Raw genomic sequence first — 22856 nt, 5'->3', positions numbered from 1 at the left:
GGCGCCAGAGGTGCGCCCGGAGCCTGTGGACAACCCCGCGAGCAGACGCAAACGTCCGCGAAACCGCAGGTTTCGGCGGACGTTTGCGTCTGCTCGCGGGGGTTAGTAGGCGAGCTGGTTGACCGCGGCGCCGAATACCCGTGGCATCGTGGCGGCGGCGGGCACCAGCCGCGAGCGGACGGCCGGGCGGGCGGTCGCGCGCACCAGTGCCTCGGTGAGCAGGCGGTAGCGACGGGTCAGCGCGTCCCACCGCCGGTCGTAGTCGGCCACCCGATCGGCGACCACGCACGCCACCAACGCCTCCGCGGCACCGAAGGCGAGCCCGAGACCCTCGCCGGTGAGGGCGTCGACGTACCCGGCGGCGTCGCCGACCAGCAGCACGCGCCCGGCGACGCGGCGCGAGGCGTGCTGACGCAGCGGGCCCGCCGCCCGGTCGGGGCCGTGGACGTGGCCCGAAAGCCGTTGCCGCAGTTCGGGGAAAGCGGCCAGCTTGGTGTCGAGGTCGCCGCGGCCGGCCGAGAGGACGGCGATGCCCACGCAGTCGTCGGCGACCGGGGTCACGTAGGCCTCCGCGTCGGCGGCCCAGTGCACTTCGACGCGATCGGTCCACGGCGCGGTCCGCACGTGTCGCCGGATGCCCCAGCGGCGGGGGCCCGGCGTCGCGACGTCCAGACCGAGGCGGCGCCGGATGGGGGAGTGCAGGCCGTCGGCGGCCGCCAGGTAGCGCGCGCGGATGCCCTGCGCGCGCACGCCGGTGGCGTCCTGGACGATCTCGCCGGCGGCACCGTCGACGAAGGTCACCCCCGCATCGGCGGCCGCCTCCCGCATCGCCGCGTGCAGCGTGGTGCGGCGGACGCCGCGGCCGGCCCTGCCGCGGAATGCCGCGTCGACCCGCCGCTCACCGTCGCAGTAGACGATGCCGCGCAGCGGATGGCCTGCCGCCTCGACGCCGAGGCGGTCGAGGTGGGTCAGCGTGTGGGGCATCAGGCCCTCGCCGCACGCCTTGTCCAGTACGCCGTGCCGGCGTTCGACCACCGTGGCGTCCAGTCCCGCGCGCGCGGCGTACAGGGCCGTCGCCAGCCCGGCGGGGCCGCCTCCCACGACGAGCAGGTCGATCATCGGGCTGTGACCAGACGCGCCAGGGCGGCGTTCTCGACGCGCAGCCGGACGCGCAGCAGCGCGAGGTTGAGCACGGTGAACCCGACGGCGGTGACCCAGGCGGTGTGCACCAGGGGCAGCGCGATGCCCTCCACGATCACGGCGACGTAGTTGGGGTGCCGGAGCCACCGGTACGGTCCGCCGGTGATGCGCGCCGCGCCGGGTACCACGACCACTCGCGTGTTCCATTGCGGGCCGAGTGTGGTGATGCACCACCAGCGCAGCACCTGGGCGAGCCCGACGACGGCGAGCATGGGCCATCCCAGCCACGGCAGGAACGGGCGGTGCGCCACCACGGGCTCCACGACGCACGCGACCAACAGCCCGACGTGCAGTACGACCATGGCGGGGTAGTGGCCGAAGCCGACCTCGACGCCGCCGCGCGCCGTCGACCACGCGAGGTTGCGCTTGGAGACGACGAGTTCGGCGAGGCGTTCGACGGCGACGACGGCGATCAGGGCGATCCATGCCGCGTACCCCGTCACCGGATCACCGCCACCGCAGCAGGACCAGTTCGGAGCAGAAGCCCGGACCCATCGCCAGCAGCAGGCCCGGGCTGCCGACGGGTGGGTGCTTGGCCATGGTGTCGCGAAGCACGTGCAGTACCGACGCCGACGACAGGTTGCCCACCTCGGCCAGCGAGCGCCACGTGAGTTCGAGGGCGTCGTCGGGCAACCCGAGGGTCTCGGTGATGGCCTCGATGACCTTGGGGCCGCCGGGATGGCTGACCCACGCGCCCACGTCGGCGACGTCGAGGCCGTGGGCGCCGAGGAACTCGGTGACGTCGGCGCCGAGGTAGCGGCGCACCACGTCGGGCACGTCGGGGGACAGCACCAGCCGGAAGCCGCTGGAGTCGACGTCCCAGCCCATGGTGCGTTGGGAGTCGGGGTAGAGGTGGCTGCGGGAGTCGAGCACCTCGGGCCCGGTGGCGGCGAGGCGGTGGGCGCGCGCGTCGCCGACGAGGACGACCGCGGCGGCGCCGTCGCCGAACAGCGAGGAGCCGACGACGGTGGCGACCGACGGTTCGGTCTTGGGGATCAGCGAGCAGAGTTCGACGGCCAGGAGCACGGCGACGGCGTCGGGGGCGCCCCGCAGGTGGTCGTGGACGCGGGCGATGCCCGCCGCACCGGCGACGCAGCCGAGGCCGAACATGGGGACGCGCCGGACGTCGGGCCGCATGCCGATGAGGGTGGCGATGCGGGCGTCGAGGGTGGGCACGGCGAGCCCGGTGACCGTGGTGGTGTAGACGACGTCGACGTCGGCGGGGGTGAGGCCGGCGTCGTCGAGGGCGCCGAGGACGGCGGCGCAGCCGAGGTCGACGGCGTGCTCGATGAAGACGTCGTTGGCGGCGCCGAAGTCGGTGAGTGCGGCGTAGTCGGCCAGGGGCAGGACGGTGTGCCTGCTCTCGACCTTGGCGCTGCGATGGAACCGGCGGATGGCCTCGGCGTGCTCGGCGTAACCGGGGAGTGCCAGCAATGCTTCGGTGACCTCGTCCTGGGTGTGGCGGTGGCGGGGCAACTCGCCGCGGACGCTTGCGATGACGCTCATCTGATCCCTCCTTCACACTGGTCACGACGGTGGTCGCCGATTCGTTCACCGCGGGGCCGGTCCTAGACTGGGGCGCGTGTTGATTGGCTCGCACGTCCACGGAGACGATCCCCTGAAGGCCGCGGCGGACGACGGTGCCGACGTCGCGCAGTTCTTCCTCGGCGACCCGCAGAGCTGGAAGAAACCCAAGCCGCGCGAGGATGCGGCGGCGCTCAAGGCCGCGCCGCTCCCGCTGTACGTGCACGCGCCGTACCTGATCAACGTGGCGTCGGCGAACAACCGCGTGCGGATCCCGTCGCGCAAGATCCTGCAGGACACCTGCGACGCGGCCACCGAGGTCGGTGCGACCGCGGTCATCGTGCACGGCGGGCACGCCGACGACAAGGATCTCGACGCCGGCTTCGAGCGCTGGGTGAAGGCGCTCGACGCGTTGCAGACCGACATGCCGGTGTACCTGGAGAACACCGCGGGTGGTGATCACGCGATGGCGCGTCACTTCGACACCATCGCGCGGCTGTGGGATCGCATCGGCGACAAGGGCATCGGGTTCTGCCTGGACACGTGCCACGCGTGGGCGGCGGGGGAGGCGCTCGTCGACGCGGTGGAGCGCATCAAGGCCATCACCGGCCGCATCGACCTGGTGCACTGCAACGACTCGCGCGACGCCGCGGGCTCGGGGGCCGACCGGCACGCCAACTTCGGCAGCGGACAGATCGATCCGCAGCTGCTGGTGGCGGTGGTGACCGCGGCGGGCGCGCCGGTGATCTGCGAGACCTCGGACGAGGGACGTCGGGACGACATCGCGTTCCTGCGCGACCACGTCGGCTGAGGTCGTGAACTAGCCTCGGCGGGGTGTCCGCCGGCGGCTCGCCTCGGCCACCCTGCGACGGTCGGGTGGCGGGCTCCCGCTGGCCGCGCATCCTGCGCTGGACGGCGGTGGCCGCGTGGGCGGTGGTGATCGGCTATCGCACCGTCACCGACGGTGTCGCGTTCAATCGCGAGCTGTTGCTCGTCTACGTCGCGACGGGCCTGTTGGCGGCGAGCATCGGTCAGGGCCGCCGCATGCTCCACGTGATCCGCGACTGGCTGCCGTTCGCGTTGGTGCTGGTGGCCTACGACCTGAGTCGCGGTGCCGCCACGCTGGTGGGCAGGCCCACGCTGTGGCAGTGGCAGGCGGACGTCGACCGCGCCATGTTCTTCGGGACCATGCCGACGGTGTGGCTGCAGGAGCGGCTGAAGATGCCGACCCCGCCGTGGTGGGAGGTGGTCATCAGCACCGTCTACATGTCGTTCTTCGTGGTGCCCTACGTGGTGGCGGCGGTGCTGTGGCTCCGCGATCGCGACGAGTGGAAGGCGTTCGCGCGGTTGTTCGTGGTGTTGTCGTTCGGGGCGCTGGTGGTCTACGCGCTGCTGCCCGCGGCGCCGCCGTGGGCGGCGGCCCGGTGCACCTCGGTCGACGTCGCGGGCGGCCCGGCGAGCCCGGGGTGCATGTTCTCCTCGGCGCGTGGCGTGCCCGACGGCGGCATCCTCGGCGCCATGCAGACCGCGCGCGACGGAGCCAACGACTGGGTGGAGCGCATCGTCACCAGGGGGTGGGGCAACCTGCACCTGCAGAGCGCCACGGCGCTCATCGACCAGGGGCAGGCGAGTGTCAACCTGGTTGCGGCCATCCCGTCGTTGCACGCCGGGATGTCGGCGGCGGTGGCCGCGTTCCTGTGGCACCGGGTGCGGGTGGGGTGGCGCCCCGTGCTGGTGGCCTACGTGCTGGCGATGGCGTTCACGCTGGTGTACACCGCGGAGCACTACGTCATCGACGTGCTGCTGGGGTGGGCCTTCGCCGCGGTGGTCGTCGCCGCGCTCGACGCGATCGTCAGCCGCCGCCGTATTACACATCTTGTGCGACTGTCGTAAAGGTGTAACAGTGGGGCATGGCCGATACGCACGTCGTCACCAACCAGGTCCCCCCGCTGCGGGACTACAACCCCGCCACGTCGGCGGTGCTCGTCGAGGCCCTCGTCCGCGAGGGTGGCGAGTGGGGTCTGGACGAGGTCACCGAGCTGGGGGCACTGTCCGGGTCGGACCGCGCGCAGCGCTGGGGCGAACTCGCCGACCGCAATCGACCGGTGCTGCACACCCACGACCGCTACGGCCACCGCGTCGACGAGGTGGAGTACGACCCCGCTTACCACGAGCTGATGACGGTCGCCGTCGGGCACGGCCTGCATGCCGCGCCGTGGGCCGACGACCGCGCGGGCACGCACGTCGTGCGTGCGGCGAAGACGTCGGTGTGGACCCCCGAACCGGGTCACGTCTGCCCCATCTCGATGACCTACGCCGCGGTGCCTGCCCTGCGGTGCAACCCCGAGCTGGCAGCACAGTACGAGCCGCTGCTCACCAGCCGGGTCTACGACCCCGAACTCCGGGTGCCCGCCACCAAGGCAGGCATTACCGCCGGGATGTCGATGACCGAGAAGCAGGGCGGCTCCGACGTCCGCGCGGGCACCACCGAGGCCACGCCCAACGGTGACGGCACCTACTCGCTGCGGGGGCACAAGTGGTTCACGTCGGCACCGATGAGCGACGTGTTCCTGGTGTTGGCGCAAACGCGCGGGGGCGAGCGCAGCGACGGGGGGACGTCGGGCGGGCTGAGCTGTTTCTTCCTACCGCGGGTTCTGCCCGACGGCACCCGCAATCGGATGAACCTGATGCGCCTGAAGGACAAGCTGGGCAACCACGCCAACGCCTCCAGCGAGGTGGAGTACGACGGGGCCGTCGCGTGGCTCGTCGGCGAGGAGGGGCGCGGTGTGCCGACCATCATCGAGATGGTCAACCTGACGCGGCTGGACTGCACGCTCGGCAGCGCCACCAGCATGCGCACCGGGTTGGCGCGGGCCGCGCATCACGCGCAGCACCGCAAGGCGTTCGGTGACTACCTGGTCGACCAGCCGCTGATGCGCAACGTGCTCGCCGACCTGGCGGTGGAGGCCGAGGCCGCCACGATGCTCGCGATGCGGATGGCGGGCGCCACCGATCGTGCGGTCCGCGGCGACGAGCGCGAGGCGCTGCTGCGCCGCATCGGGCTGGCGGCCGCGAAGTACTGGGTGTGCAAGCGGGCCACCCCGCACGCCGCGGAGGCCATGGAGTGCCTCGGCGGCAACGGGTACGTGGAGGATTCGGGCATGCCGCGGCTGTACCGGGAGGCGCCGCTGATGGGCATCTGGGAGGGTTCCGGCAACGTCAGCGCACTGGACACGTTGCGCGCCATGGTGACTCGACCGGAGTGCGTCGAGGTGCTGTTCGACGAACTCTCCGCCTCCGCGGGTCAGGACGTCCGCCTCGACGCGCACGTGGATCGACTGCGACGGTCGCTCGGCGACATGGCCGACCCGGCGACCGTGCAGTACCGCGCGCGCCAGACGGCCGAGGACATCGCCATGGCGCTACAGGGCGCGCTGCTGGTGCGGCACGGCCACCCCGCCGTGGCCGAGGCGTTCCTGGCGAGCAGGCTGGGCGGTCAGTGGGGCGGCGCGTTCGGCACCCTGCCCTCCGGCCTGGATCTCAGCCCGATCATCGAGCGCGCGCTGGTGAAGGGCTGAGCCGGCCGTGACGCATGCGATCCGGCCCGTCGACTTCGACGACCTGAAGACCATGACCTACGAGGTCACCGACCGCGTCGCCCGCATCACCTTCAATCGGCCCGAGAAGGGCAACGCGATCGTCGCCGACACCCCGCTGGAACTCTCCGCGCTCGTCGAGCGGGCAGACCTGGATCCGAACGTGCACGTGATCCTGGTGTCGGGGCGCGGCGAGGGGTTCTGTGCGGGCTTCGATCTCGGGGCGTACGCCGAGGGGTCGTCGTCGGCGGGCGGCGGCAGCCCGTACCGCGACACGGTGCTGTCCGGGCGGACCCAGGGCGTCAACCATCTGCCCGACCGGCCATGGGATCCGATGATCGACTATCAGATGATGAGCCGCTTCGTGCGCGGCTTCGCCAGCCTGATGCACTGCGACAAGCCCACCGTGGTGAAGATCCACGGGTACTGCGTGGCGGGCGGCACCGACATCGCGTTGCACGCCGACCAGGTGATCGCGGCCGCCGACGCCAAGATCGGCTACCCGCCCATGCGGGTGTGGGGCGTCCCGGCGGCCGGGCTGTGGGCCCACCGGCTCGGCGATCAGCGCGCCAAGCGCCTACTGTTCACCGGCGATTGCATCACCGGCGCTCAGGCTGCCGAGTGGGGCCTGGCCGTGGAGGCGCCGCAGCCCGGCGATCTGGACGACCGCACCGAGCGGCTGGTGGCACGGATCGCCGCCATGCCCGTCAACCAGCTCATCATGGCCAAGCTGGCACTGAACACCGCGCTGCTGCAACAGGGTGTCGCGACGAGCCGCATGGTGAGCACGGTGTTCGACGGCGTCGCGCGGCACACCCCCGAGGGGCACGAGTTCGTGGCCCAGGCGCGCGAGCACGGGTTCCGCGCGGCGGTGGCGCGGCGCGACGAGCCGTTCGGCGACGCGGGCCGGGCGACGTCGGGCGTGTGACGGCGTGGCCAAGTCGCTGACCCGGATGACCGCACGGTCGGTGGTGCTCAGCGTGCTGCTGGGCGCCCACCCGGCGTGGGCGTCGGCGGCGGAGTTGATCACGCTGACCGAGGACTTCGGCATCCGCGAGTCGACGCTGCGGGTGGCGTTGACCCGCATGGTGGGTGCGGGGGACCTCGTGCGGTCGGCCGACGGCTACCGGCTCTCCGAGCGGTTGCTGGCCCGGCAGCGCCGCCAGGACGCCGCGCTGCAGGCCCGGCCCCGGCCCTGGGACGGCACGTGGACCACGCTGGTGGTGACGAGCGTCGGCACCGCCGCCCGCACCCGCGCCGGCGTGCGGAACACGTTGTACGACAACCGTTTCGCCGAACTGCGGGAAGGCGTGTGGATGCGCCCGGCCAACCTCGAGGTCGAGCTGCCCGACGCCGTGCGCGAGCGCGTCCGGATGCTGTGCGCGCGGGACGCCGATCCGGCGGGCCTGGCCCGCACGCTGTGGGACCTGCCGGGGTGGGTGGTCGCCGGGGATCGGCTGATCGACGAGATCGATTCGGCGCCCGACGTTCCCGCGCGCTTCGTGGCCGCGGCGGCCATCGTGCGCCAGCTGCTCACCGATCCGATGCTGCCCGAGGAACTGCTGCCCGATCCGTGGCCGGGTGCGCGGCTGCGCGCCGCCTATCACGACTTCGCCGCCGAGCTGGCGGCACGACGAGACGCCACCCGAACCCTGGAGCCGACACCGACGATGGAGACGCGATGAGTACCACCCCCGGCGGAGTGCGCGTCGAGCGCACCGGGCCCGTGACGACCGTGATCATGAACCGTCCCGCCGCGCGCAACGCCGTCAACGGACCCGCCGCGGCCGAGTTGTTCGCGGCCTTCCAAGAATTCGACGCCGACGACTCCGCGGCGGTGGCGGTGCTGTGGGGTGACGGTGGAACCTTCTGTGCGGGAGCGGATCTGAAGGCGTTCGGCACGCCCGAGATGAACCAGGCGCACCGCAGCGGGCCCGGTCCGATGGGGCCGACGCGCATGGTGCTGTCCAAGCCGGTGATCGCGGCCGTGTCCGGTTACGCGGTGGCGGGCGGCTTGGAACTGGCGCTGTGGTGCGACCTGCGCATCGCCGAGGAGGATGCGACGTTCGGGGTGTTCTGTCGGCGCTGGGGGGTGCCGCTGATCGACGGTGGCACCGTTCGGCTGCCACGGATCGTCGGTCACGGTCGGGCGATGGACATGATCCTCACCGGCCGGGCGGTGGATGCGGGGGAGGCGTTGGCGATCGGTCTGGTGAACCGCGTCGTCGCCCCGGGTCAGGCGCGGCGCGCCGCGGAGGACCTGGCCGCCGAACTCGCCGCCCTGCCTCAGGGTTGCCTGCGCGCCGACCGGGCGTCGGCCATGGGGCAGTGGGGTCTGGCAGAGGCCGACGCCATGGACGCGGAGTTTGCCAGCCTGTCGCGGGTGTCGGCCGAATCCCTGTCCGGTGCAAGGCGATTCGCCGATGGCGCGGGACGGCACGGGCAGCGCGCGTAGGGCGGCGCCGAACCCGGGCGCTCAGCCCTTGGAGACGGTGTTGCCCGAACCGCGGTCTTCCACCTTGGGATCGCCGCCGGCGTAGCTGATGGTGTTGTTCAATCCGACCACGCTGAGGCTGTCGTTGACGGTCTCGATGGTGATCTTGTTGTCGGCGCCGCCGATGTTGACGCTGGCGCACGTGCCCTTCACCGTCAGCGTGTTGTTGGACCCGCCGACGTTGAGCGATTTGCCGTCGGCGCAGTCGATGTCGGCCGTGGTGCCGAACGAGCCGTAGTTGATGGTGCTGCCGATCTCGACCTGGGCACCCGACTCGCCTGCCGTCATCGACGGGGTACCCCCGCCGCCCGAGCCGCCGCACCCGGCCAGCGCGACCGCGGTCATGACGAGGCCCGTCGCGAGCATGGCGTTTCCGGCTACTGGCACGGCTTCAGAGCCTACGCGGGAACGCGGTCGATCCGGTTGACCATGCCGAGTTCGCGACCGCGATCCCAGACGAAGGGGTCACCGGTCTTGTAGTAGACCGTCTGGTCGGATCCGTAGACGGTGATGTCGTTGACGACGTTGTCGGCCACCACGGTGTTGGTGGAGCCCTGCACGGTGACGGCCCAGCACGAGCCCTTGGCGACGATGTTGTTCCAGCTGCCGTTGACGATCAGCGTGGCGTCGTTGCAGTCGATGGTCTGGGTGATGCCGGCACCGGTGATGTGGGTGTCACCGTTCTTGGCCACCGCCGTCGGGGCGCCGGGGGCGAGGACCACCGCGCCGGTGACGGTGGTGGCGATCAGCAACCCGCCGAGTGCCTTGCCTGCCATGCTGCCCCCTCGTCGTTCGTGACGCCGGTCACCCGTCGATCATCGCAGCCTACGTCGCCGGCGGCCGCAAAGGTTAGAGTCATTCGTCAACGCACGCCGCGAGCGCTCTCGATCGAAGGACATCCCCATGGCAACTCGGTTGGAGTCGGACTCCGCGGGCGGCCGGGGCAAGACCTCGGGGCGCACCACCAAGCTCAGCCGCGAGACCGTCGTCAACGCCGCGCTGACGTTCCTGGATCGGGAGGGCTGGGACGCGCTGACCATCAACGCCCTGGCCATGCAGCTGGGGACCAAGGGTCCGTCGCTCTACAACCACGTGCAGAGCCTCGACGATCTGCGCCGCACGGTGCGCATGCGCGTCGTCGACGACATCATCGGCATGCTCAACACGGTGGCCCAGGGCCGCACGCGCGACGACGCCGTGATCAGCATGGCCAGCGCATACCGCAGCTACGCGCACCACCACCCGGGCCGCTATTCGGCGTTCACGCGGATGCCGCTGGGTGGCGACGACCCGGAGTACACGGAGGCGACGCGGGCCGCGGCGGGTCCGGTCATCGACGTGCTGGCGTCCTACGGGCTGGAGGGGGAGGACGCCTTCTACGCGGCGCTGGAGTTCTGGTCGGCCATGCACGGTTTCGTCCTGCTGGAGATGACCGGGGTGATGAACGGCGTCGACACCGATGCGGTGTTCACCGACATGGTGATGCGGTTGGCGGCGGGCATGACGCGCCGATGAGCGCTTGCGCGAAGAGCATGGGCCCGATGAGCGCTTGCGCGAAGAGCATGGGCCCGATGAGCGCTTGCGCGAAGAGCATGGGGCCCGATGAGCGCCTGGCGGCACCGGGGTCGCTCATCTGCGATGATGGCGCATCGAACCGCGGTCGGGGCGGGCGCTTCGGCGCGCTTTGACCCGAACCCTCGGCGGCGGGTATCGTGGTCGCTCGTGCCTGGCCAAGGCGCTTGTGCGTGAATCCGTTGCAAGCATGCCTGCACGCCGGGCCAATTCGCATGTCTACTGCGTAACGATCGACATCGGTGCGTGAGTGCGTGCGACACGCCCGGCCGCGGGGTGCACGGCGGGGCGATAACCGCAGGACACAGACTTGTTGCACCGAAAGATTCACCTGAAGTAGCGAAGCGCAAAGAAGAAAGCCGGTACATGCCAACCATTCAGCAGCTGGTCCGCAAGGGCCGCCGCGACAAGATCGCCAAGGTCAAGACCGCGGCCCTCAAGGGCAGCCCGCAGCGTCGTGGTGTGTGCACACGCGTGTACACCACCACCCCGAAGAAGCCGAACTCGGCGCTTCGCAAGGTCGCCCGCGTGCGTCTGACCAGCGCGGTCGAGGTCACCGCCTACATTCCGGGTGAGGGCCACAACCTGCAGGAGCACTCGATGGTGCTGGTGCGCGGCGGTCGTGTGAAGGACCTCCCCGGCGTGCGCTACAAGATCATCCGCGGTTCGCTCGACACCCAGGGTGTGAAGAACCGCAAGCAGGCCCGCAGCCGTTACGGCGCCAAGAAGGAGAAGAGCTGATGCCGCGCAAGGGACCGGCGCCCAAGCGTCCGTTGGTCAACGACCCCGTCTACGGGTCGCAGCTGGTCACCCAGCTGGTCAACAAGGTGCTGCTGGACGGGAAGAAGTCGCTGGCCGAGCGCATCGTCTACGGTGCGCTCGAACAGGCCCGCGAGAAGACCGGCACCGATCCGGTCGTGACGCTCAAGCGTGCGATGGACAACGTCAAGCCGGCTCTCGAGGTTCGCAGCCGCCGCGTGGGTGGCGCCACCTACCAGGTTCCGGTCGAGGTTCGTCCGGACCGCTCGGTGACGCTGGCCCTGCGCTGGCTGGTGAGCTTCTCCAAGCAGCGTCGTGAGAAGACCATGATCGAGCGTCTCGCCAACGAGATCCTCGACGCCAGCAACGGCCTGGGCGCTGCAGTCAAGCGCCGCGAGGACACGCACAAGATGGCTGAGGCCAACCGCGCCTTCGCGCACTACCGCTGGTGATTTCTGCGCCGCGGCCGGCGAAGACGCCGAGCGTGGCGACCGGACAAACCAACCGAGCAAGCGAAAGAGTGGGAATCTAGCCGTGGCACAGGACGTGCTGACCGACCTCACGAAGGTCCGCAACATCGGCATCATGGCGCACATCGACGCCGGTAAGACGACGACGACCGAGCGCATCCTCTTCTACACGGGGATCAGCTACAAGATCGGCGAAGTGCACGACGGTGCCGCGACGATGGACTGGATGGAACAGGAGCAGGAGCGGGGTATCACCATCACCTCCGCCGCCACCACGTGCTTCTGGAACGACAACCAGATCAACATCATCGACACGCCCGGTCACGTCGACTTCACCGTCGAGGTGGAGCGGTCGCTGCGCGTCCTCGACGGCGCCGTCGCCGTGTTCGACGGCAAGGAAGGCGTCGAGCCGCAGTCCGAGCAGGTGTGGCGGCAGGCCGACAAGTACGACGTGCCCCGGATCTGCTTCGTCAACAAGATGGACAAGCTGGGCGCCGACTTCTACTTCTCGGTGCAGACCATGAAGGACCGCCTCGGCGCGAACGTGATCCCGATCCAGCTGCCGATCGGCTCGGAGAGCGACTTCGAGGGCGTCGTCGACCTGGTCGAGATGAAGGCCAAGGTCTGGCGCGGCGAGACCAAGCTCGGCGAGAAGTACGACGTCGTCGACATCCCTGCAGATTTGCAGGAGAAGGCCGACGAGTACCGCACCAGCCTGCTGGAGGCCGTCGCCGAGACCGACGACGCGCTCATGGAGAAGTACTTCGGTGGCGAAGAGCTGTCGATCGACGAGATCAAGGGCGCGCTGCGCAAGCTGACCATCAGCTCGCAGGCCTACCTGGTGCTGTGCGGCTCGGCGTTCAAGAACAAGGGCGTGCAGCCCATGCTCGACGCGGTCATCGACTACCTGCCGAACCCGCTCGACGTCCCGGCTGCCGAGGGTCACGTCCCGGGCAAGGAAGACGAGATCATCTCGCGCAAGCCGTCGACCGACGAGCCGTTCTCGGGTCTGGCGTTCAAGGTTGCCACGCACCCGTTCTTCGGCAAGCTGACCTACGTCCGCGTGTACTCGGGCAAGGTCGACTCCGGTTCGCAGGTGGTCAACTCCACGAAGGGCAAGAAGGAGCGGCTGGGCAAGCTGTTCCAGATGCACTCCAACAAGGAGAACCCGGTGGAGACCGCGTCGGCGGGTCACATCTACGCCGTGATCGGCCTCAAGGACACCACCACCGGTGACACCCTGAGCGACCCGAACCACCAGATCGTGCTGGAGTCGATGACATTCCCCGATCCCGTGATCGAGGTGGCCATCGAGCCCAAGACCAAGAGCGACCAGGAGAAGCTGGGCACCGCGATCCAGAAGCTGGCCGAAGAGGATCCCACCTTCAAGGTGCACCTCGACCAGGACACCGGCCAGACCGTCATCGGTGGCATGGGCGAGTTGCACCTGGACATCCTGGTCGACCGGATGCGTCGTGAGTTCAAGGTCGAGGCCAACGTCGGCAAGCCGCAGGTCGCCTACCGCGAGACGATCCGCAAGGCCGTCCAGAACGTCGAGTTCACCCACAAGAAGCAGACGGGTGGATCGGGTCAGTTCGCGAAGGTCATCATCAACCTGGAGCCGTTCGTCGGCGAGGACGGTGCGACCTACGAGTTCGAGAACAAGGTCACCGGTGGCCGCATCCCGCGTGAGTACATCCCCTCGGTGGATGCGGGCGCGCAGGACGCCATGCAGTACGGCGTGCTCGCCGGCTACCCGCTGGTGAACGTGAAGGTCACGCTGCTCGACGGCGCCTACCACGACGTGGACTCGTCGGAAATGGCGTTCAAGGTGGCCGGCTCGCAGGTGCTGAAGAAGGCCGCGCAGTCCGCGCAGCCGGTCATCCTGGAGCCCATCATGGCCGTCGAGGTCACGACGCCCGAGGACTACATGGGTGACGTGATCGGCGACCTGAACTCCCGCCGTGGTCAGATCCAGGCCATGGAGGAGCGCAGCGGCGCGCGCGTCGTCAAGGCGCAGGTGCCGCTGTCGGAGATGTTCGGCTACGTCGGCGACCTCCGGTCGAAGACCCAGGGCCGGGCCAACTACTCCATGGTGTTCGACTCGTACGCGGAGGTTCCCGCGAACGTGTCGAAGGAGATCATCGCGAAGGCGACGGGTCAGTGAGCGTCGAGGCCCGCCAGGGCCGAGGCGCGGAGCTGACGCGGAGCCGAGCCATGACTGGCGCGAAGGCGACCGGACAGTAGCCCGGTCTCCCCGCGGGGAACCACAACTGCAAAGATCAACCCTGCTTAAGTAAGAGCACCAACACAGTCCAGGAGGACACCACAGTGGCGAAGGCGAAGTTCGAGCGGACGAAGCCGCACGTCAACATCGGGACCATCGGTCACGTTGACCACGGCAAGACCACGCTGACTGCAGCAATCACCAAGGTTCTGCACGACAAGTACCCCGATTTGAACGAGTCGCGCGCATTCGACCAGATCGACAATGCGCCCGAGGAGCGTCAGCGCGGCATCACGATCAACATCTCCCACGTGGAGTACCAGACCGACAAGCGGCACTACGCCCACGTGGACGCCCCCGGTCACGCTGACTACATCAAGAACATGATCACCGGTGCCGCCCAGATGGACGGCGCGATCCTGGTGGTCGCCGCCACCGACGGCCCGATGCCGCAGACCCGCGAGCACGTGCTGCTCGCCCGCCAGGTCGGCGTGCCCTACATCCTGGTCGCGCTGAACAAGTCGGACATGGTCGACGACGAGGAGCTGCTGGAACTCGTCGAGATGGAGGTCCGCGAACTGCTGGCCGCCCAGGACTTCGACGAGGACGCCCCGGTCGTCAAGGTCTCGGCGCTGAAGGCGCTCGAGGGCGACGAGAAGTGGGTCAAGTCGGTCGAGGAACTCATGGAGGCCGTCGACGAGTCCATCCCGGACCCGGTCCGCGAGACCGACAAGCCGTTCCTGATGCCCGTCGAGGACGTCTTCACGATCACCGGCCGCGGCACCGTGGTCACCGGTCGCGTCGAGCGTGGCGTGATCAACGTGAACGAGGAAGTCGAGATCGTCGGCATCCGCCCCACCACCACCAAGACCACGGTCACCGGTGTGGAGATGTTCCGCAAGCTGCTCGACCAGGGCCAGGCCGGTGACAACGTCGGTCTGCTGGTGCGTGGCATCAAGCGCGAGGACGTCGAGCGCGGCCAGGTCGTCGTGAAGCCCGGCACCACCACGCCGCACACCGAGTTCGAGGGCAGCGTCTACATCCTGTCCAAGGACGAGGGTGGCCGCCACACGCCGTTCTTCAACAACTACCGTCCGCAGTTCTACTTCCGCACCACGGACGTGACCGGCGTCGTGACCCTCCCCGAGGGCACCGAGATGGTGATGCCCGGTGACAACACCGACATCTCCGTCAAGCTGATCCAGCCCGTCGCCATGGACGAGGGCCTGCGGTTCGCCATCCGTGAGGGTGGTCGCACCGTCGGCGCCGGCCGCGTGACCAAGATCATCAAGTAAGTTCGCTCGTCGAACCGAGAAGGTCCCCCATCTCCCTCGTGGAGGTGGGGGACTTTCGCATCTCGTCGTGCCGACGCACGGTGCGGCGACGGGATACGCTGCGCACACCGCTGTGCGCGGCCTCACGAGGATCGAAGGGACCAGGGTGAACGCACCGACCGACGGGTCCTCGGACGTCGACACCGCCGAATCGGTCCGTCCGGGCGGGCGGGACGGATCGGTCGCCGCGCGGATCACCGTGCACGCCTACACCGACGTCGGGTTACGGCGCCGTCGCAACGAGGACGCCGTCATGGTGGGCGGATGGCTGTGCCAGACCCACCGGGGCACGTTGGTGTCCATGGACTTCGCGCCGACCCCGCCGTTCGCGTGCGCGGTGGCCGACGGCATGGGAGGACATGCCGGCGGCGACCTTGCCAGCCGCACCGCGCTCAGCGTGATCGCGGGCTCGTATCCGGATTGGCAGACCGAGGAGGACGTGATCGACGACCTGCTCAGCGTCAACCAGCAGGTGCGGGCCGTCGGCGTCGAGGCGGAGCTGCAGGGGTTGGGCACCACGGTGGCCGGCTTGTGCTTCCTGTCCGACCAGGTGATCGCGTTCAACGTCGGAGACAGCCGCATCTACGAGGTGACATCGGAGGGGCCGGTGCAGCTGTCGGTCGACGATTCGGTGTTCGACACCTTCGGCCGCCCCACCAACGTCATCACGCAATCGATGGGGCAGCCGATCCCGGTGCGACCGCACCTGGTGCGCGTGCCGTTGCGGCCGGCTCGCTTCCTGGTGTGCTCGGACGGCGTCAGCGGCATGACGTCCGACGACGAACTGGGCGAGGCGTTGGCCGACGCCGATCCGGCGGTGTGCAGTGAGCGGATCGTGGCCGCGGTGCGCGCGAACGGAGCGCACGACAACCTCACCTTCCTGCTGGTCGACGTGCGGGCCGGCAGTACCGCGCACTAGATCGACCGACGAGGAGGACCGGCGATGGTGGGGCGTTACCTGAAGGCCCAGCTGATGGTGCTGCTGTGCGGCGGCCTGGTGGGTCCGATCTTCCTGGCGGTGTACTTCGCCTTCGGTCGCGACGAGATGCTGGCCTGGATGTTCTGGGTCGGGCTGCTGGTCACCGTCGTCGACGTGCTGGCGGCTTTGGCGCTCGCGACCTACGGTGCCAGGAAGGCGGCGGCGACGGCGCACCTCGAGGCCCACGGGGTGTTGGCGGTGGCGCGGGTGACGGGCATCCGCGAGACCGGGACGCGGATCAACGAGCAGCCGCTGGTGACGTTGACGATGCACGTCGAGGGGCCGGGGATCGCGCCGTTCGAGGTGCAGGACTCGGTGCTCGCCTCGATGGGTCGGTTGCCGATGATCACGGGGCGCACGCTGGTGGTGCTGGTCGATCCGGCGACCAATGACCACCAGATCGACTGGAACCGTAGCGCCATGATCGCGGGATTGGCGCCCGCACGGTTCACGCTGGCCGAGGATGGCCGTACCTACGATCTGTCGGGGCGGGTCGAGCCGCTGATGCAGATCTTCGGCATCCTCAAGGCCCACCAGGTTCCCGCAGACGGCACCATCGACGTCCGGTCGAACCCGGTGGTCCGCGATCAGGTGCGTGCCGTGGTGCGTCGCGCGGTCGCCGAGCAGGCGCCGCCGACCGCGCCGGTCTCACCGCCGGCTGCGACCGTGTCGCCGTCGGCTGCGCCGGGGTCGCCGCCGGCCGCGGCTCCCGGATACCTGGCCCCGCCGTCGGTGAGCACGTCGCAGCGGCTGCAGGAGCTGGAGACGCTGCGGGCCACCGGAGCCGTCACCGAGGCCGAGTACACCGCCAAGCGCGCCCAGATCATCGCCGACCTGTAGCCCACCAGGCGTTACTAGAACACGTTCCAATTCGGCTGCTAGCCTGAGCGCGGGCACCACGAAAGGACGGGCAATGGGCAGTCTCGAAGGGCGCGTCGCGTTCATCACCGGAGCGGCCCGCGGCCAGGGGCGTGCGCACGCCGTCCGGCTGGCGGCCGAGGGTGCCGACATCATCGCCATCGACGTGTGCGCCCCGGTGTCGGACACCATCACCTACCCGCCCGCGACGCCGGCGGACCTGGCGGAGACCGTCGCCGCGGTGGAAGCCACCGGCCGCAAGGTGCTGGCTCGCGAGGTCGACATCCGCGATCTGGCGGCCCAGCAGCAGGTGGTCGCCGACGGCATGGAACAGTTCGGCCGGCTCGACGTGCTGGTGGCCAACGCGGGCGTGCTCAGCTGGGGCCGCATGTTCGAGATGTCACCCGAGCAGTGGGACACCGTGATCGACGTCAACCTCAACGGCACGTGGCGCACCATCCGGGCCGTCGTGCCCGCGATGATCGAGGCGGACAACGGCGGGTCCGTCATCATCGTCAGCTCGTCGGCGGGCTTGAAGGCCACCCCGGGCAACTCGCACTACGCGGCATCGAAGTTCGGCCTGACCGCCATGACCAACGCGCTGGCGTTGGAGGCGGGCGAGTACGGCATCCGGGTGAACTCGATCCACCCCTACTCCATCGACACCCCCATGGTCGAACCCGAGGCCATGATGGAGGTGTTCAAGAAGTACCCCACGTACCTGCACAGTTTCGCGCCGATGCCGCTGAAGCCACGCGATCACGACGGCAAGCCCGGGCTGCAGGAATTCATGACGCCGGAAGAGGTCTCGGACGTCGTGGCGTGGCTCGCCGGTGACGGCTCGGCCACCATCTCGGGTTCGCAGATCGCCGTGGATCGCGGCACCATGAAGTACTGACGCCACCGGTCAGTTCGGCAGCACCAGCACCGGAACGGGGCTGTGCCGCAGGATCTTCGCGCCCTTGGAACCGAGGAACACGCGAGCAATGGCGCCTTGGGGCGACGTGCCGAGGGCCAACAGCTCGCCGTCGAGCCACTCGGCGGCGTCGAGCGCTTCGGCCCACCCGTTGCCGGTGACCACCTGCAACAGGGCATCGTCGTCGACCACGCCGTCGTTCTTCAGCTGCGCCAACAGGTTCCGTGCGTGTGATGCCCAGGCCTGCAGGATCGAGGACTCCGCGTCCAGGCCCACCTCGGGCGGATACATGGTGCGCCCGCGTACCGCGAACGTGATGACGCGCAACGGGATCCGCAGCCGCGCGGCCCACTCGCCGACGCGGCGCACCACGTCGACGGCCTCGGGGGTGCCGGGGTAGGCGCACGTGATGCGGGTCAACCCGTGCGTCGCCGACCCGCGGTAGCCGCGCGGGCTGATGGCCAGCGGCACCGGCGCCGAGTGCAGCAGTCGGTCGGCGGTCGATCCGATCACCACCTGGCCCAGGTGGCCGTCCGATGCCGAGCCCAGCACCAGCACGTCGGCGTCGAGTTCGGCCACCGCGTCCAGCAGGCCGCCCGCCGTCGAGCGGTGCGCGAACCGGTGGAACGTGACCTCGAGGGCGCCGTCGAGCGAGGCGAGGCACTCCCGCGCCTGGCGCGCGGAGTCGGCGGCCAACGACTCGGCATACTGCGCGAATTCGGCGTCGATGCGGGCGGGCGACGGCGTGGTCCACGGCTTGGGTACCACGGTGACCACCGCCAGCGGCGTCTGCAGCGTGCGGGCGGCCTCGGCCGCCAGGTGCAGTGCCGACCGCCCACCCTTGCCCGCCAGGTAGCCGACGAGGACGGTCATGGTTCGTCCCCCGGCGGGGTGACGATCTCGACGTCGGCGGCGCCCGCGGCGGCCGTGGCGATCGCGCCGTCGCCGCCGTCGTTGAGCGCGCTGTGGTGGCGGCCCCAGACGAGGTAGAAGGCCAGTACGACGGCGACCCACGCGCCGAACGCGATCCACGTGTACCAGTGCAGGCTGTAGAGGATGTAGCCGCACGCGGCGATCGAAAGCACCGGCGTCACGGGGTAGAAGGGCACCCGGAACCCGCGGGGGAGATCGGGTTCGCGCCTGCGCAGGATGATGACGCCGAGCGAGACCACGATGAAGGCCGTCAGCGTGCCGATCGAGACCATGTCGGCCAGCTTGTCCAGCGGCACGAACCCGGCGAGCAGGCTCACCACGATGGCCACGATCACGGTGTTGTTGACCGGTGTCATCGATCGCGGATCCACCTTGGCGAACAGCGACGGCAGCAGTCCGTCGCGGCCCATCGCGAACAGGATGCGCGTCTGGCCGTACATGGTCACCAAGGTCACCGAGAAGATCGAGATGACCGCGCCGGCCGCCAGCACGGTGCTGGCCCCGATGTTGCCGGTGATCTGGTCGAGGATCACCGCCAGGCCCGCGCTCTGCCCCTCGAACTCCTGCCACGGTTGGCTGCCGAGGGCGGCGAAGGCCACCAGGACGTAGATGGCGGTGACGACGAGCAGCGCCGCGATGAGCGCCCGCGGCATGGTGCGCTGGGGATCCTTGACCTCGTCGCCGGCCGTGGACACCGCGTCGAGGCCGATGTAGGAGAAGAAGATGGTGCCCGCCGCCAACCCGACCGCGGCCGTGCCCATGGGCGCGAACTCGGCGAAGCGGTCGGCCTGGAAGGCGGTCAGCGCGATGACGGCGAACATGCCGAGCACGGTGAGCTTGATGATCACCATGATCGTGTTGGCGCGGGCGGATTCCGACGCCCCGCGGATCAGCAGCACCATGCACATGCAGACCAGCACGATGGCGGGCAGGTTGACGATCCCCGGGTCGGCGTCCCACGGGGCGGCGGTGATGGCTTGGGGCAGGCGCACCCCGAACACGTTCTCCAACAACTTGTTCAGGTACTGGCTCCACCCGACGGCGACGGCCGCGGTCGAGACGCCGTACTCCAGGAGCAGGCAGGCCGCCACGCCCATCGCCACGAACTCGCCGAGGGTGGTGTACGCGTAGGAGTAGGTGGAGCCCGAAACCGGTACCGCAGAGGCCATCTCGGCGTAGCAGACGGCGGCCAAGCCGGCCGCGATGCCTGCGATGACGAACGACACGATGACCGCGGGGCCGGCTTCGGGGACCGCTTCGGACAGCACGAAGAAGATGCCGGTGCCGACGGTCGAGCCGACGCCGAACATGGTCAGCTGGAACACCCCGATGGTGCGCTTGAGGTGGACGGAGGCTCCGTGTGCGACCGGCGCGCCGAGCACCGGCCTACGGCGCAGCATCTGTTGGGCGAGGCTCACCGGCGGTGAGGTCATGCTGCCTCCCTGTGCGACCGTGGGTGTGTCAACGAGAGCACCACGTGCCGCCCAGCGCAAGCCCAGGTCCCAGGGTGGCGCACGACATGCCGGTGCGATCGTGTAAGAACACCCACGTGACCAACAGCGCAGGCATCGTCATCGTGGGCGGGGGATTGGCGGCCGCTCGCACGGCCGAACAGCTTCGGCGCGCCGACTACGCAGGGCCCATCACGCTGGTCAGCGACGAACGGCATCTGCCGTACGACCGGCCACCGCTGTCCAAGGAGGTGCTGCGCTCGGAGGCGGACGACACGACGCTCAAGCCCGCGGAGTTCTACGCCGACAACGACATCACGCTGCGCCTGGGCGCGGCGGCGACGGCGCTCGACACCGCGGCGCAGACGGTGACGCTCGCCGACGGCGACGTGATCGCCTACGACGAACTGGTGATCGCCACGGGTCTGGTGCCCAAGCGGATCCCGACGCTGCCCGATCTCGAGGGCGTGCGGGTGCTGCGGACGCTCGAGGAGAGCCTGGCCCTGCGGGAACACGCGGGTTCGGTGCGCAACGCCGTGGTGATCGGGGCGGGTTTCATCGGATGCGAGGTGGCGGCCAGCCTGCGCGCACTGGGTGCGGCGGTCACGCTCGTCGAGCCGCAACCCGCACCGCTGACCTCGGTGCTCGGACCCCGGATCGGTGAGCTGGTGGCGCGGCTGCACCGCAGCGAGGGCGTCGACGTGCGCTGCGGCGTGGGGGTGGTGGGCATCAGCGGCGACGGTCACGTCGAGAGGGTGACCCTCGGCGACGGCACCGAGGTCGAGGCCGACGTGGTGGTGGTGGGCATCGGGTCGCGGCCCGCCACGGATTGGCTGGAGGGCAGCGGAGTCGCCGTGGACAACGGCGTGGTGTGCGATGCGCAGGGCCGCACGTCGGTGCCCAACGTGTGGGCCATCGGCGACGTCGCGTCGTGGCAGGACCGTTCGGGACATCAAGTGCGCGTGGAACATTGGAGCAACGTCGCCGATCAGGCGCGTGCCATCGTGCCTGCCATGCTCGGCGGCGAGACCCCCGACGTCGTGGTGGTGCCGTACTTCTGGAGCGACCAGTACGACGTGAAGATCCAATGTCTCGGCGAACCCGAGGCCGACGACGTGGTGCACGTGGTGGAAGACGACGGCCGCAAGTTCCTGGCCTACTACGAGCGGGCCGGCGTCGTCGTCGGCGTCGTCGGTGGGGGCATGCCTGGCAAGGTCATGAAGACCCGCGCGAAGATCGCCGCGGGCGCGCCGATCGGGGACGTGCTCTAGCGCCGTCAGGGGTGCAGGCGGGCCAGTCCGTCGCTGGCGATGTCGAACGCGTCGCGCAGCGCCTGCTCCAGTGACGCCCGCTCGTCGGCCAGCCAGTGGCCGTACGCCGACAGCGCCACGCCGAGCAGGGTCCACGCGGCGGTCTGGGCGACGAGGTGGGTGGCGTCCCTCCCGAGCCGACGGCCGACGTAGTCGGCGACCACGTCGCGCCATCCGGCGTACATCGTCATCGAGTGCGCCTGCAGGGCGTCGGTCTGCAGGATGACGCGCATGCGCTGCCGGTGCCGGTCGGTCTCGGACGCGTCGAAGCTGTTGAACGCCAACAGCGCCGACCGCAGTGCGACGTCGATGGACACGTCGTGCGGCACGGTGACCAGCAGGTCGCGCATGTGGTCGAGGTGTGCGTCGAAGTCTCCCCAGGGGATGGCGTTCTTCGACGGGTAGTAGCGGAACAGCGTGCGCCGCGAGATGCCCGCGGCGCGGGCCACGTCGTCGACGCTCACGGCCTCGAAGCCGCGTTCGGCGAACAGGTCGAGGGCGACGTTGGTGATGTGGTCCTGGGTCGTGGAGCGCCGTCTGCCCACGCGTCCGGTGGATTCGGCCACCGCACCCCCTTTCGTTTAGGCACCCGATGCCATATTGTTGCGACGTCGGTCACATCTGTCGAGACCGACGGTACGAGGTAACGACGAAGGGTGAAAGTGATGGACACCTCCAGCACCGACCAGCAGCAGACCCAGGCCCCCGAGCAGTTGGTCACCGAGAGCCTCGTCGAAGAGGTCTCGATCGACGGCATGTGCGGGGTCTACTGACGTGACGGCGCCCGCTGGCCTGGTGGAGCAGTTCGACCCCGGGTGCCGGTGGCGGCTGCACCACCAGGTGGCGGTGCGTCCGGAACCCTTCGGCGCGCTGCTGTATCACTTTGGTACGCGCAAACTCTCGTTTCTGAAGAACCGCACCATCGTCGACGTGCTCGATGCACTGGCCGACCATCCCGATGCCCGTTCGGCCATGCGCGCGGCGGGTGTCGACGATGCCGAACAGGGTCCCTACGCGCACGCCCTGGGCGTCCTGGTGCAGTCCCACATGCTGGTTCGCGAGGAGGACCGATGACCCTGGCTCAACCCGTACCGCGGCTCGTCGACCAGTTCGAGCGTGGTCTCGACGCGCCGATCTGTCTGACGTGGGAGTTGACGTATGCGTGCAATTTGTCGTGTGTGCATTGTCTGTCGTCGTCGGGGCGGCGGGATCCGCGGGAGTTGACCACGCGGC

General features: G+C 69.6%; 25 protein-coding genes and 1 pseudogene. 18 read left to right on the top strand and 8 right to left on the bottom strand.

Features of this window, described 5'->3' with window-relative positions; genetic code table 11:
* Window positions 1–102: 102 nt before the first annotated feature.
* Genes AC30CM_RS00130 through AC30CM_RS00120 form a run of 3 tightly spaced genes read right to left on the bottom strand, consistent with a single transcriptional unit; the run spans window position 103 to window position 2706 of the window.
* Window positions 103–1119 (bottom strand): NAD(P)/FAD-dependent oxidoreductase, encoded by a 1017-nt coding sequence (locus AC30CM_RS00130; RefSeq protein WP_490114786.1) that lies wholly within the window; start codon window positions 1117–1119, stop codon window positions 103–105.
* A complete protein-coding gene (locus AC30CM_RS00125; RefSeq protein WP_490114785.1) occupies window positions 1116–1643 on the bottom strand; it encodes an isoprenylcysteine carboxyl methyltransferase family protein in 528 nt (175 codons plus the stop codon). The genes AC30CM_RS00130 and AC30CM_RS00125 overlap by 4 nt, the downstream gene beginning before the upstream one ends.
* 4 nt (window positions 1644–1647) lie before the next feature.
* Window positions 1648–2706 carry a type III polyketide synthase gene (locus AC30CM_RS00120; RefSeq protein WP_490114784.1) on the bottom strand — a complete coding sequence of 353 codons (1059 nt, stop codon included), beginning with the start codon at window positions 2704–2706 and terminating at the stop codon, window positions 1648–1650.
* 76 nt (window positions 2707–2782) lie between these two features.
* On the opposite strand from AC30CM_RS00120, the gene AC30CM_RS00115 reads away from it, so the two are divergent.
* The 6 genes from AC30CM_RS00115 (at window position 2783) to AC30CM_RS00090 (ending at window position 8775) form a co-directional block, all read left to right on the top strand.
* Window positions 2783–3535 carry a deoxyribonuclease IV gene (locus AC30CM_RS00115; protein WP_490114783.1) on the top strand — a complete coding sequence of 251 codons (753 nt, stop codon included), beginning with the start codon at window positions 2783–2785 and terminating at the stop codon, window positions 3533–3535.
* A 65-nt stretch (window positions 3536–3600) separates the two neighbouring features.
* Window positions 3601–4617: a phosphatase PAP2 family protein gene (locus AC30CM_RS00110; protein ID WP_490115034.1), complete on the top strand. Its 1017-nt coding sequence runs from the start codon at window positions 3601–3603 to the stop codon at window positions 4615–4617.
* A 17-nt stretch (window positions 4618–4634) separates the two neighbouring features.
* Entirely contained in the window at window positions 4635–6302 is a 1668-nt protein-coding gene (locus tag AC30CM_RS00105; protein ID WP_490114782.1) for an acyl-CoA dehydrogenase family protein, read from the top strand.
* 7 nt (window positions 6303–6309) lie between these two features.
* Window positions 6310–7248, top strand: a complete 939-nt coding sequence (locus AC30CM_RS00100) for a crotonase/enoyl-CoA hydratase family protein (RefSeq protein WP_490114781.1) — start codon at window positions 6310–6312, stop codon at window positions 7246–7248.
* 16 nt (window positions 7249–7264) lie between these two features.
* Window positions 7265–8005 (top strand): PaaX family transcriptional regulator C-terminal domain-containing protein, encoded by a 741-nt coding sequence (locus AC30CM_RS00095; protein ID WP_490115033.1) that lies wholly within the window; start codon window positions 7265–7267, stop codon window positions 8003–8005.
* Complete coding sequence (locus tag AC30CM_RS00090) at window positions 8002–8775, top strand: crotonase/enoyl-CoA hydratase family protein (RefSeq protein ID WP_490114780.1); 774 nt, start codon at window positions 8002–8004, stop codon at window positions 8773–8775. The genes AC30CM_RS00095 and AC30CM_RS00090 overlap by 4 nt, the downstream gene beginning before the upstream one ends.
* Window positions 8776–8796: 21 nt before the next feature.
* Here the strand turns inward: AC30CM_RS00090 and AC30CM_RS00085 are convergent, their stop codons facing one another.
* Window positions 8797–9159: a DUF3060 domain-containing protein gene (locus tag AC30CM_RS00085; protein WP_490115032.1), complete on the bottom strand. Its 363-nt coding sequence runs from the start codon at window positions 9157–9159 to the stop codon at window positions 8797–8799.
* 53 nt (window positions 9160–9212) lie between these two features.
* Window positions 9213–9590, bottom strand: coding sequence for a DUF3060 domain-containing protein (locus AC30CM_RS00080; RefSeq protein ID WP_490114779.1), 378 nt, complete (start codon window positions 9588–9590; stop codon window positions 9213–9215).
* A 127-nt stretch (window positions 9591–9717) separates the two neighbouring features.
* On the opposite strand from AC30CM_RS00080, the gene AC30CM_RS00075 reads away from it, so the two are divergent.
* The 8 genes from AC30CM_RS00075 (at window position 9718) to AC30CM_RS00040 (ending at window position 17911) form a co-directional block, all read left to right on the top strand.
* Window positions 9718–10329, top strand: a complete 612-nt coding sequence (locus tag AC30CM_RS00075; RefSeq protein ID WP_490114778.1) for a TetR/AcrR family transcriptional regulator — start codon at window positions 9718–9720, stop codon at window positions 10327–10329.
* A gap of 423 nt (window positions 10330–10752) precedes the next feature.
* On the top strand, window positions 10753–11127 hold the full coding sequence (gene rpsL / locus AC30CM_RS00070; RefSeq protein WP_068915583.1) for a 30S ribosomal protein S12: 375 nt from the start codon (window positions 10753–10755) through the stop codon (window positions 11125–11127).
* Window positions 11127–11597, top strand: coding sequence for a 30S ribosomal protein S7 (gene rpsG / locus AC30CM_RS00065; protein ID WP_068145307.1), 471 nt, complete (start codon window positions 11127–11129; stop codon window positions 11595–11597). The genes rpsL and rpsG overlap by 1 nt, the downstream gene beginning before the upstream one ends.
* Window positions 11598–11679: 82 nt before the next feature.
* Window positions 11680–13782: an elongation factor G gene (gene fusA, locus AC30CM_RS00060; RefSeq protein ID WP_490114777.1), complete on the top strand. Its 2103-nt coding sequence runs from the start codon at window positions 11680–11682 to the stop codon at window positions 13780–13782.
* A 164-nt stretch (window positions 13783–13946) separates the two neighbouring features.
* The gene (gene tuf, locus AC30CM_RS00055) at window positions 13947–15137 is read left to right on the top strand and encodes an elongation factor Tu (RefSeq protein ID WP_490114776.1); all 1191 of its coding nucleotides are present in this window, start codon (window positions 13947–13949) and stop codon (window positions 15135–15137) included.
* A gap of 145 nt (window positions 15138–15282) precedes the next feature.
* On the top strand, window positions 15283–16095 hold the full coding sequence (locus AC30CM_RS00050; protein WP_490114775.1) for a PP2C family protein-serine/threonine phosphatase: 813 nt from the start codon (window positions 15283–15285) through the stop codon (window positions 16093–16095).
* Between the two features lie 24 nt (window positions 16096–16119).
* Window positions 16120–16995 carry a DUF3592 domain-containing protein gene (locus tag AC30CM_RS00045; RefSeq protein WP_490114774.1) on the top strand — a complete coding sequence of 292 codons (876 nt, stop codon included), beginning with the start codon at window positions 16120–16122 and terminating at the stop codon, window positions 16993–16995.
* Between the two features lie 73 nt (window positions 16996–17068).
* Window positions 17069–17911 carry a mycofactocin-coupled SDR family oxidoreductase gene (locus tag AC30CM_RS00040; protein ID WP_490114773.1) on the top strand — a complete coding sequence of 281 codons (843 nt, stop codon included), beginning with the start codon at window positions 17069–17071 and terminating at the stop codon, window positions 17909–17911.
* A 9-nt stretch (window positions 17912–17920) separates the two neighbouring features.
* Here the strand turns inward: AC30CM_RS00040 and AC30CM_RS00035 are convergent, their stop codons facing one another.
* Complete coding sequence (locus AC30CM_RS00035) at window positions 17921–18802, bottom strand: universal stress protein (protein WP_490114772.1); 882 nt, start codon at window positions 18800–18802, stop codon at window positions 17921–17923.
* Entirely contained in the window at window positions 18799–20295 is a 1497-nt protein-coding gene (locus AC30CM_RS00030) for an amino acid permease (protein ID WP_490114771.1), read from the bottom strand. Before AC30CM_RS00030 ends, AC30CM_RS00035 begins: the two co-directional genes overlap by 4 nt.
* A gap of 86 nt (window positions 20296–20381) precedes the next feature.
* Here AC30CM_RS00030 and AC30CM_RS00025 point away from each other — a divergent pair, with 86 nt between their 5' ends.
* Window positions 20382–21584: an FAD-dependent oxidoreductase gene (locus AC30CM_RS00025; RefSeq protein WP_490114770.1), complete on the top strand. Its 1203-nt coding sequence runs from the start codon at window positions 20382–20384 to the stop codon at window positions 21582–21584.
* Between the two features lie 5 nt (window positions 21585–21589).
* Here the strand turns inward: AC30CM_RS00025 and mftR are convergent, their stop codons facing one another.
* On the bottom strand, window positions 21590–22189 hold the full coding sequence (mftR, locus tag AC30CM_RS00020; RefSeq protein ID WP_490114769.1) for a mycofactocin system transcriptional regulator MftR: 600 nt from the start codon (window positions 22187–22189) through the stop codon (window positions 21590–21592).
* 99 nt (window positions 22190–22288) lie between these two features.
* Here mftR and mftA point away from each other — a divergent pair, with 99 nt between their 5' ends.
* The 3 genes and pseudogenes from mftA to AC30CM_RS00005 form a co-directional block, all read left to right on the top strand.
* Window positions 22289–22396: a mycofactocin precursor MftA gene (gene mftA / locus AC30CM_RS00015; protein ID WP_490114768.1), complete on the top strand. Its 108-nt coding sequence runs from the start codon at window positions 22289–22291 to the stop codon at window positions 22394–22396.
* A gap of 1 nt (window position 22397) precedes the next feature.
* The gene (gene mftB / locus AC30CM_RS00010; RefSeq protein WP_490114767.1) at window positions 22398–22697 is read left to right on the top strand and encodes a mycofactocin biosynthesis chaperone MftB; all 300 of its coding nucleotides are present in this window, start codon (window positions 22398–22400) and stop codon (window positions 22695–22697) included.
* Between the two features lie 2 nt (window positions 22698–22699).
* Window positions 22700–22856, top strand: a pseudogene (locus AC30CM_RS00005) (mycofactocin radical SAM maturase); the annotation flags it as partial.

The sequence above is a fragment of the Mycobacterium sp. DHQP2018-32-09 genome, from assembly GCF_058148405.1.
This window is presented reverse-complemented; position numbering and strand designations above follow the sequence as displayed.

Excerpts from the sequence above, each read along its gene's own strand:
- AC30CM_RS00130 (WP_490114786.1), bottom strand. The coding sequence starts at position 1,119 with ATGATCGACCTGCTCGTCGTGGGAGGCGGCCCCGCCGGGCTGGCGACG.
- AC30CM_RS00075 (WP_490114778.1), top strand. The coding sequence starts at position 9,718 with ATGGCAACTCGGTTGGAGTCGGACTCCGCGGGCGGCCGGGGCAAGACC.
- rpsG (WP_068145307.1), top strand. The coding sequence starts at position 11,127 with ATGCCGCGCAAGGGACCGGCGCCCAAGCGTCCGTTGGTCAACGACCCC.
- AC30CM_RS00105 (WP_490114782.1), top strand. The coding sequence starts at position 4,635 with ATGGCCGATACGCACGTCGTCACCAACCAGGTCCCCCCGCTGCGGGAC.
- AC30CM_RS00080 (WP_490114779.1), bottom strand. The coding sequence starts at position 9,590 with ATGGCAGGCAAGGCACTCGGCGGGTTGCTGATCGCCACCACCGTCACC.
- rpsL (WP_068915583.1), top strand. The coding sequence starts at position 10,753 with ATGCCAACCATTCAGCAGCTGGTCCGCAAGGGCCGCCGCGACAAGATC.
- AC30CM_RS00040 (WP_490114773.1), top strand. The coding sequence starts at position 17,069 with ATGGGCAGTCTCGAAGGGCGCGTCGCGTTCATCACCGGAGCGGCCCGC.
- AC30CM_RS00030 (WP_490114771.1), bottom strand. The coding sequence starts at position 20,295 with ATGACCTCACCGCCGGTGAGCCTCGCCCAACAGATGCTGCGCCGTAGG.
- mftA (WP_490114768.1), top strand. The coding sequence starts at position 22,289 with ATGGACACCTCCAGCACCGACCAGCAGCAGACCCAGGCCCCCGAGCAG.
- AC30CM_RS00025 (WP_490114770.1), top strand. The coding sequence starts at position 20,382 with ATGCCGGTGCGATCGTGTAAGAACACCCACGTGACCAACAGCGCAGGC.
- AC30CM_RS00045 (WP_490114774.1), top strand. The coding sequence starts at position 16,120 with ATGGTGGGGCGTTACCTGAAGGCCCAGCTGATGGTGCTGCTGTGCGGC.
- AC30CM_RS00120 (WP_490114784.1), bottom strand. The coding sequence starts at position 2,706 with ATGAGCGTCATCGCAAGCGTCCGCGGCGAGTTGCCCCGCCACCGCCAC.
- AC30CM_RS00090 (WP_490114780.1), top strand. The coding sequence starts at position 8,002 with ATGAGTACCACCCCCGGCGGAGTGCGCGTCGAGCGCACCGGGCCCGTG.
- AC30CM_RS00085 (WP_490115032.1), bottom strand. The coding sequence starts at position 9,159 with ATGACCGCGGTCGCGCTGGCCGGGTGCGGCGGCTCGGGCGGCGGGGGT.
- AC30CM_RS00035 (WP_490114772.1), bottom strand. The coding sequence starts at position 18,802 with ATGACCGTCCTCGTCGGCTACCTGGCGGGCAAGGGTGGGCGGTCGGCA.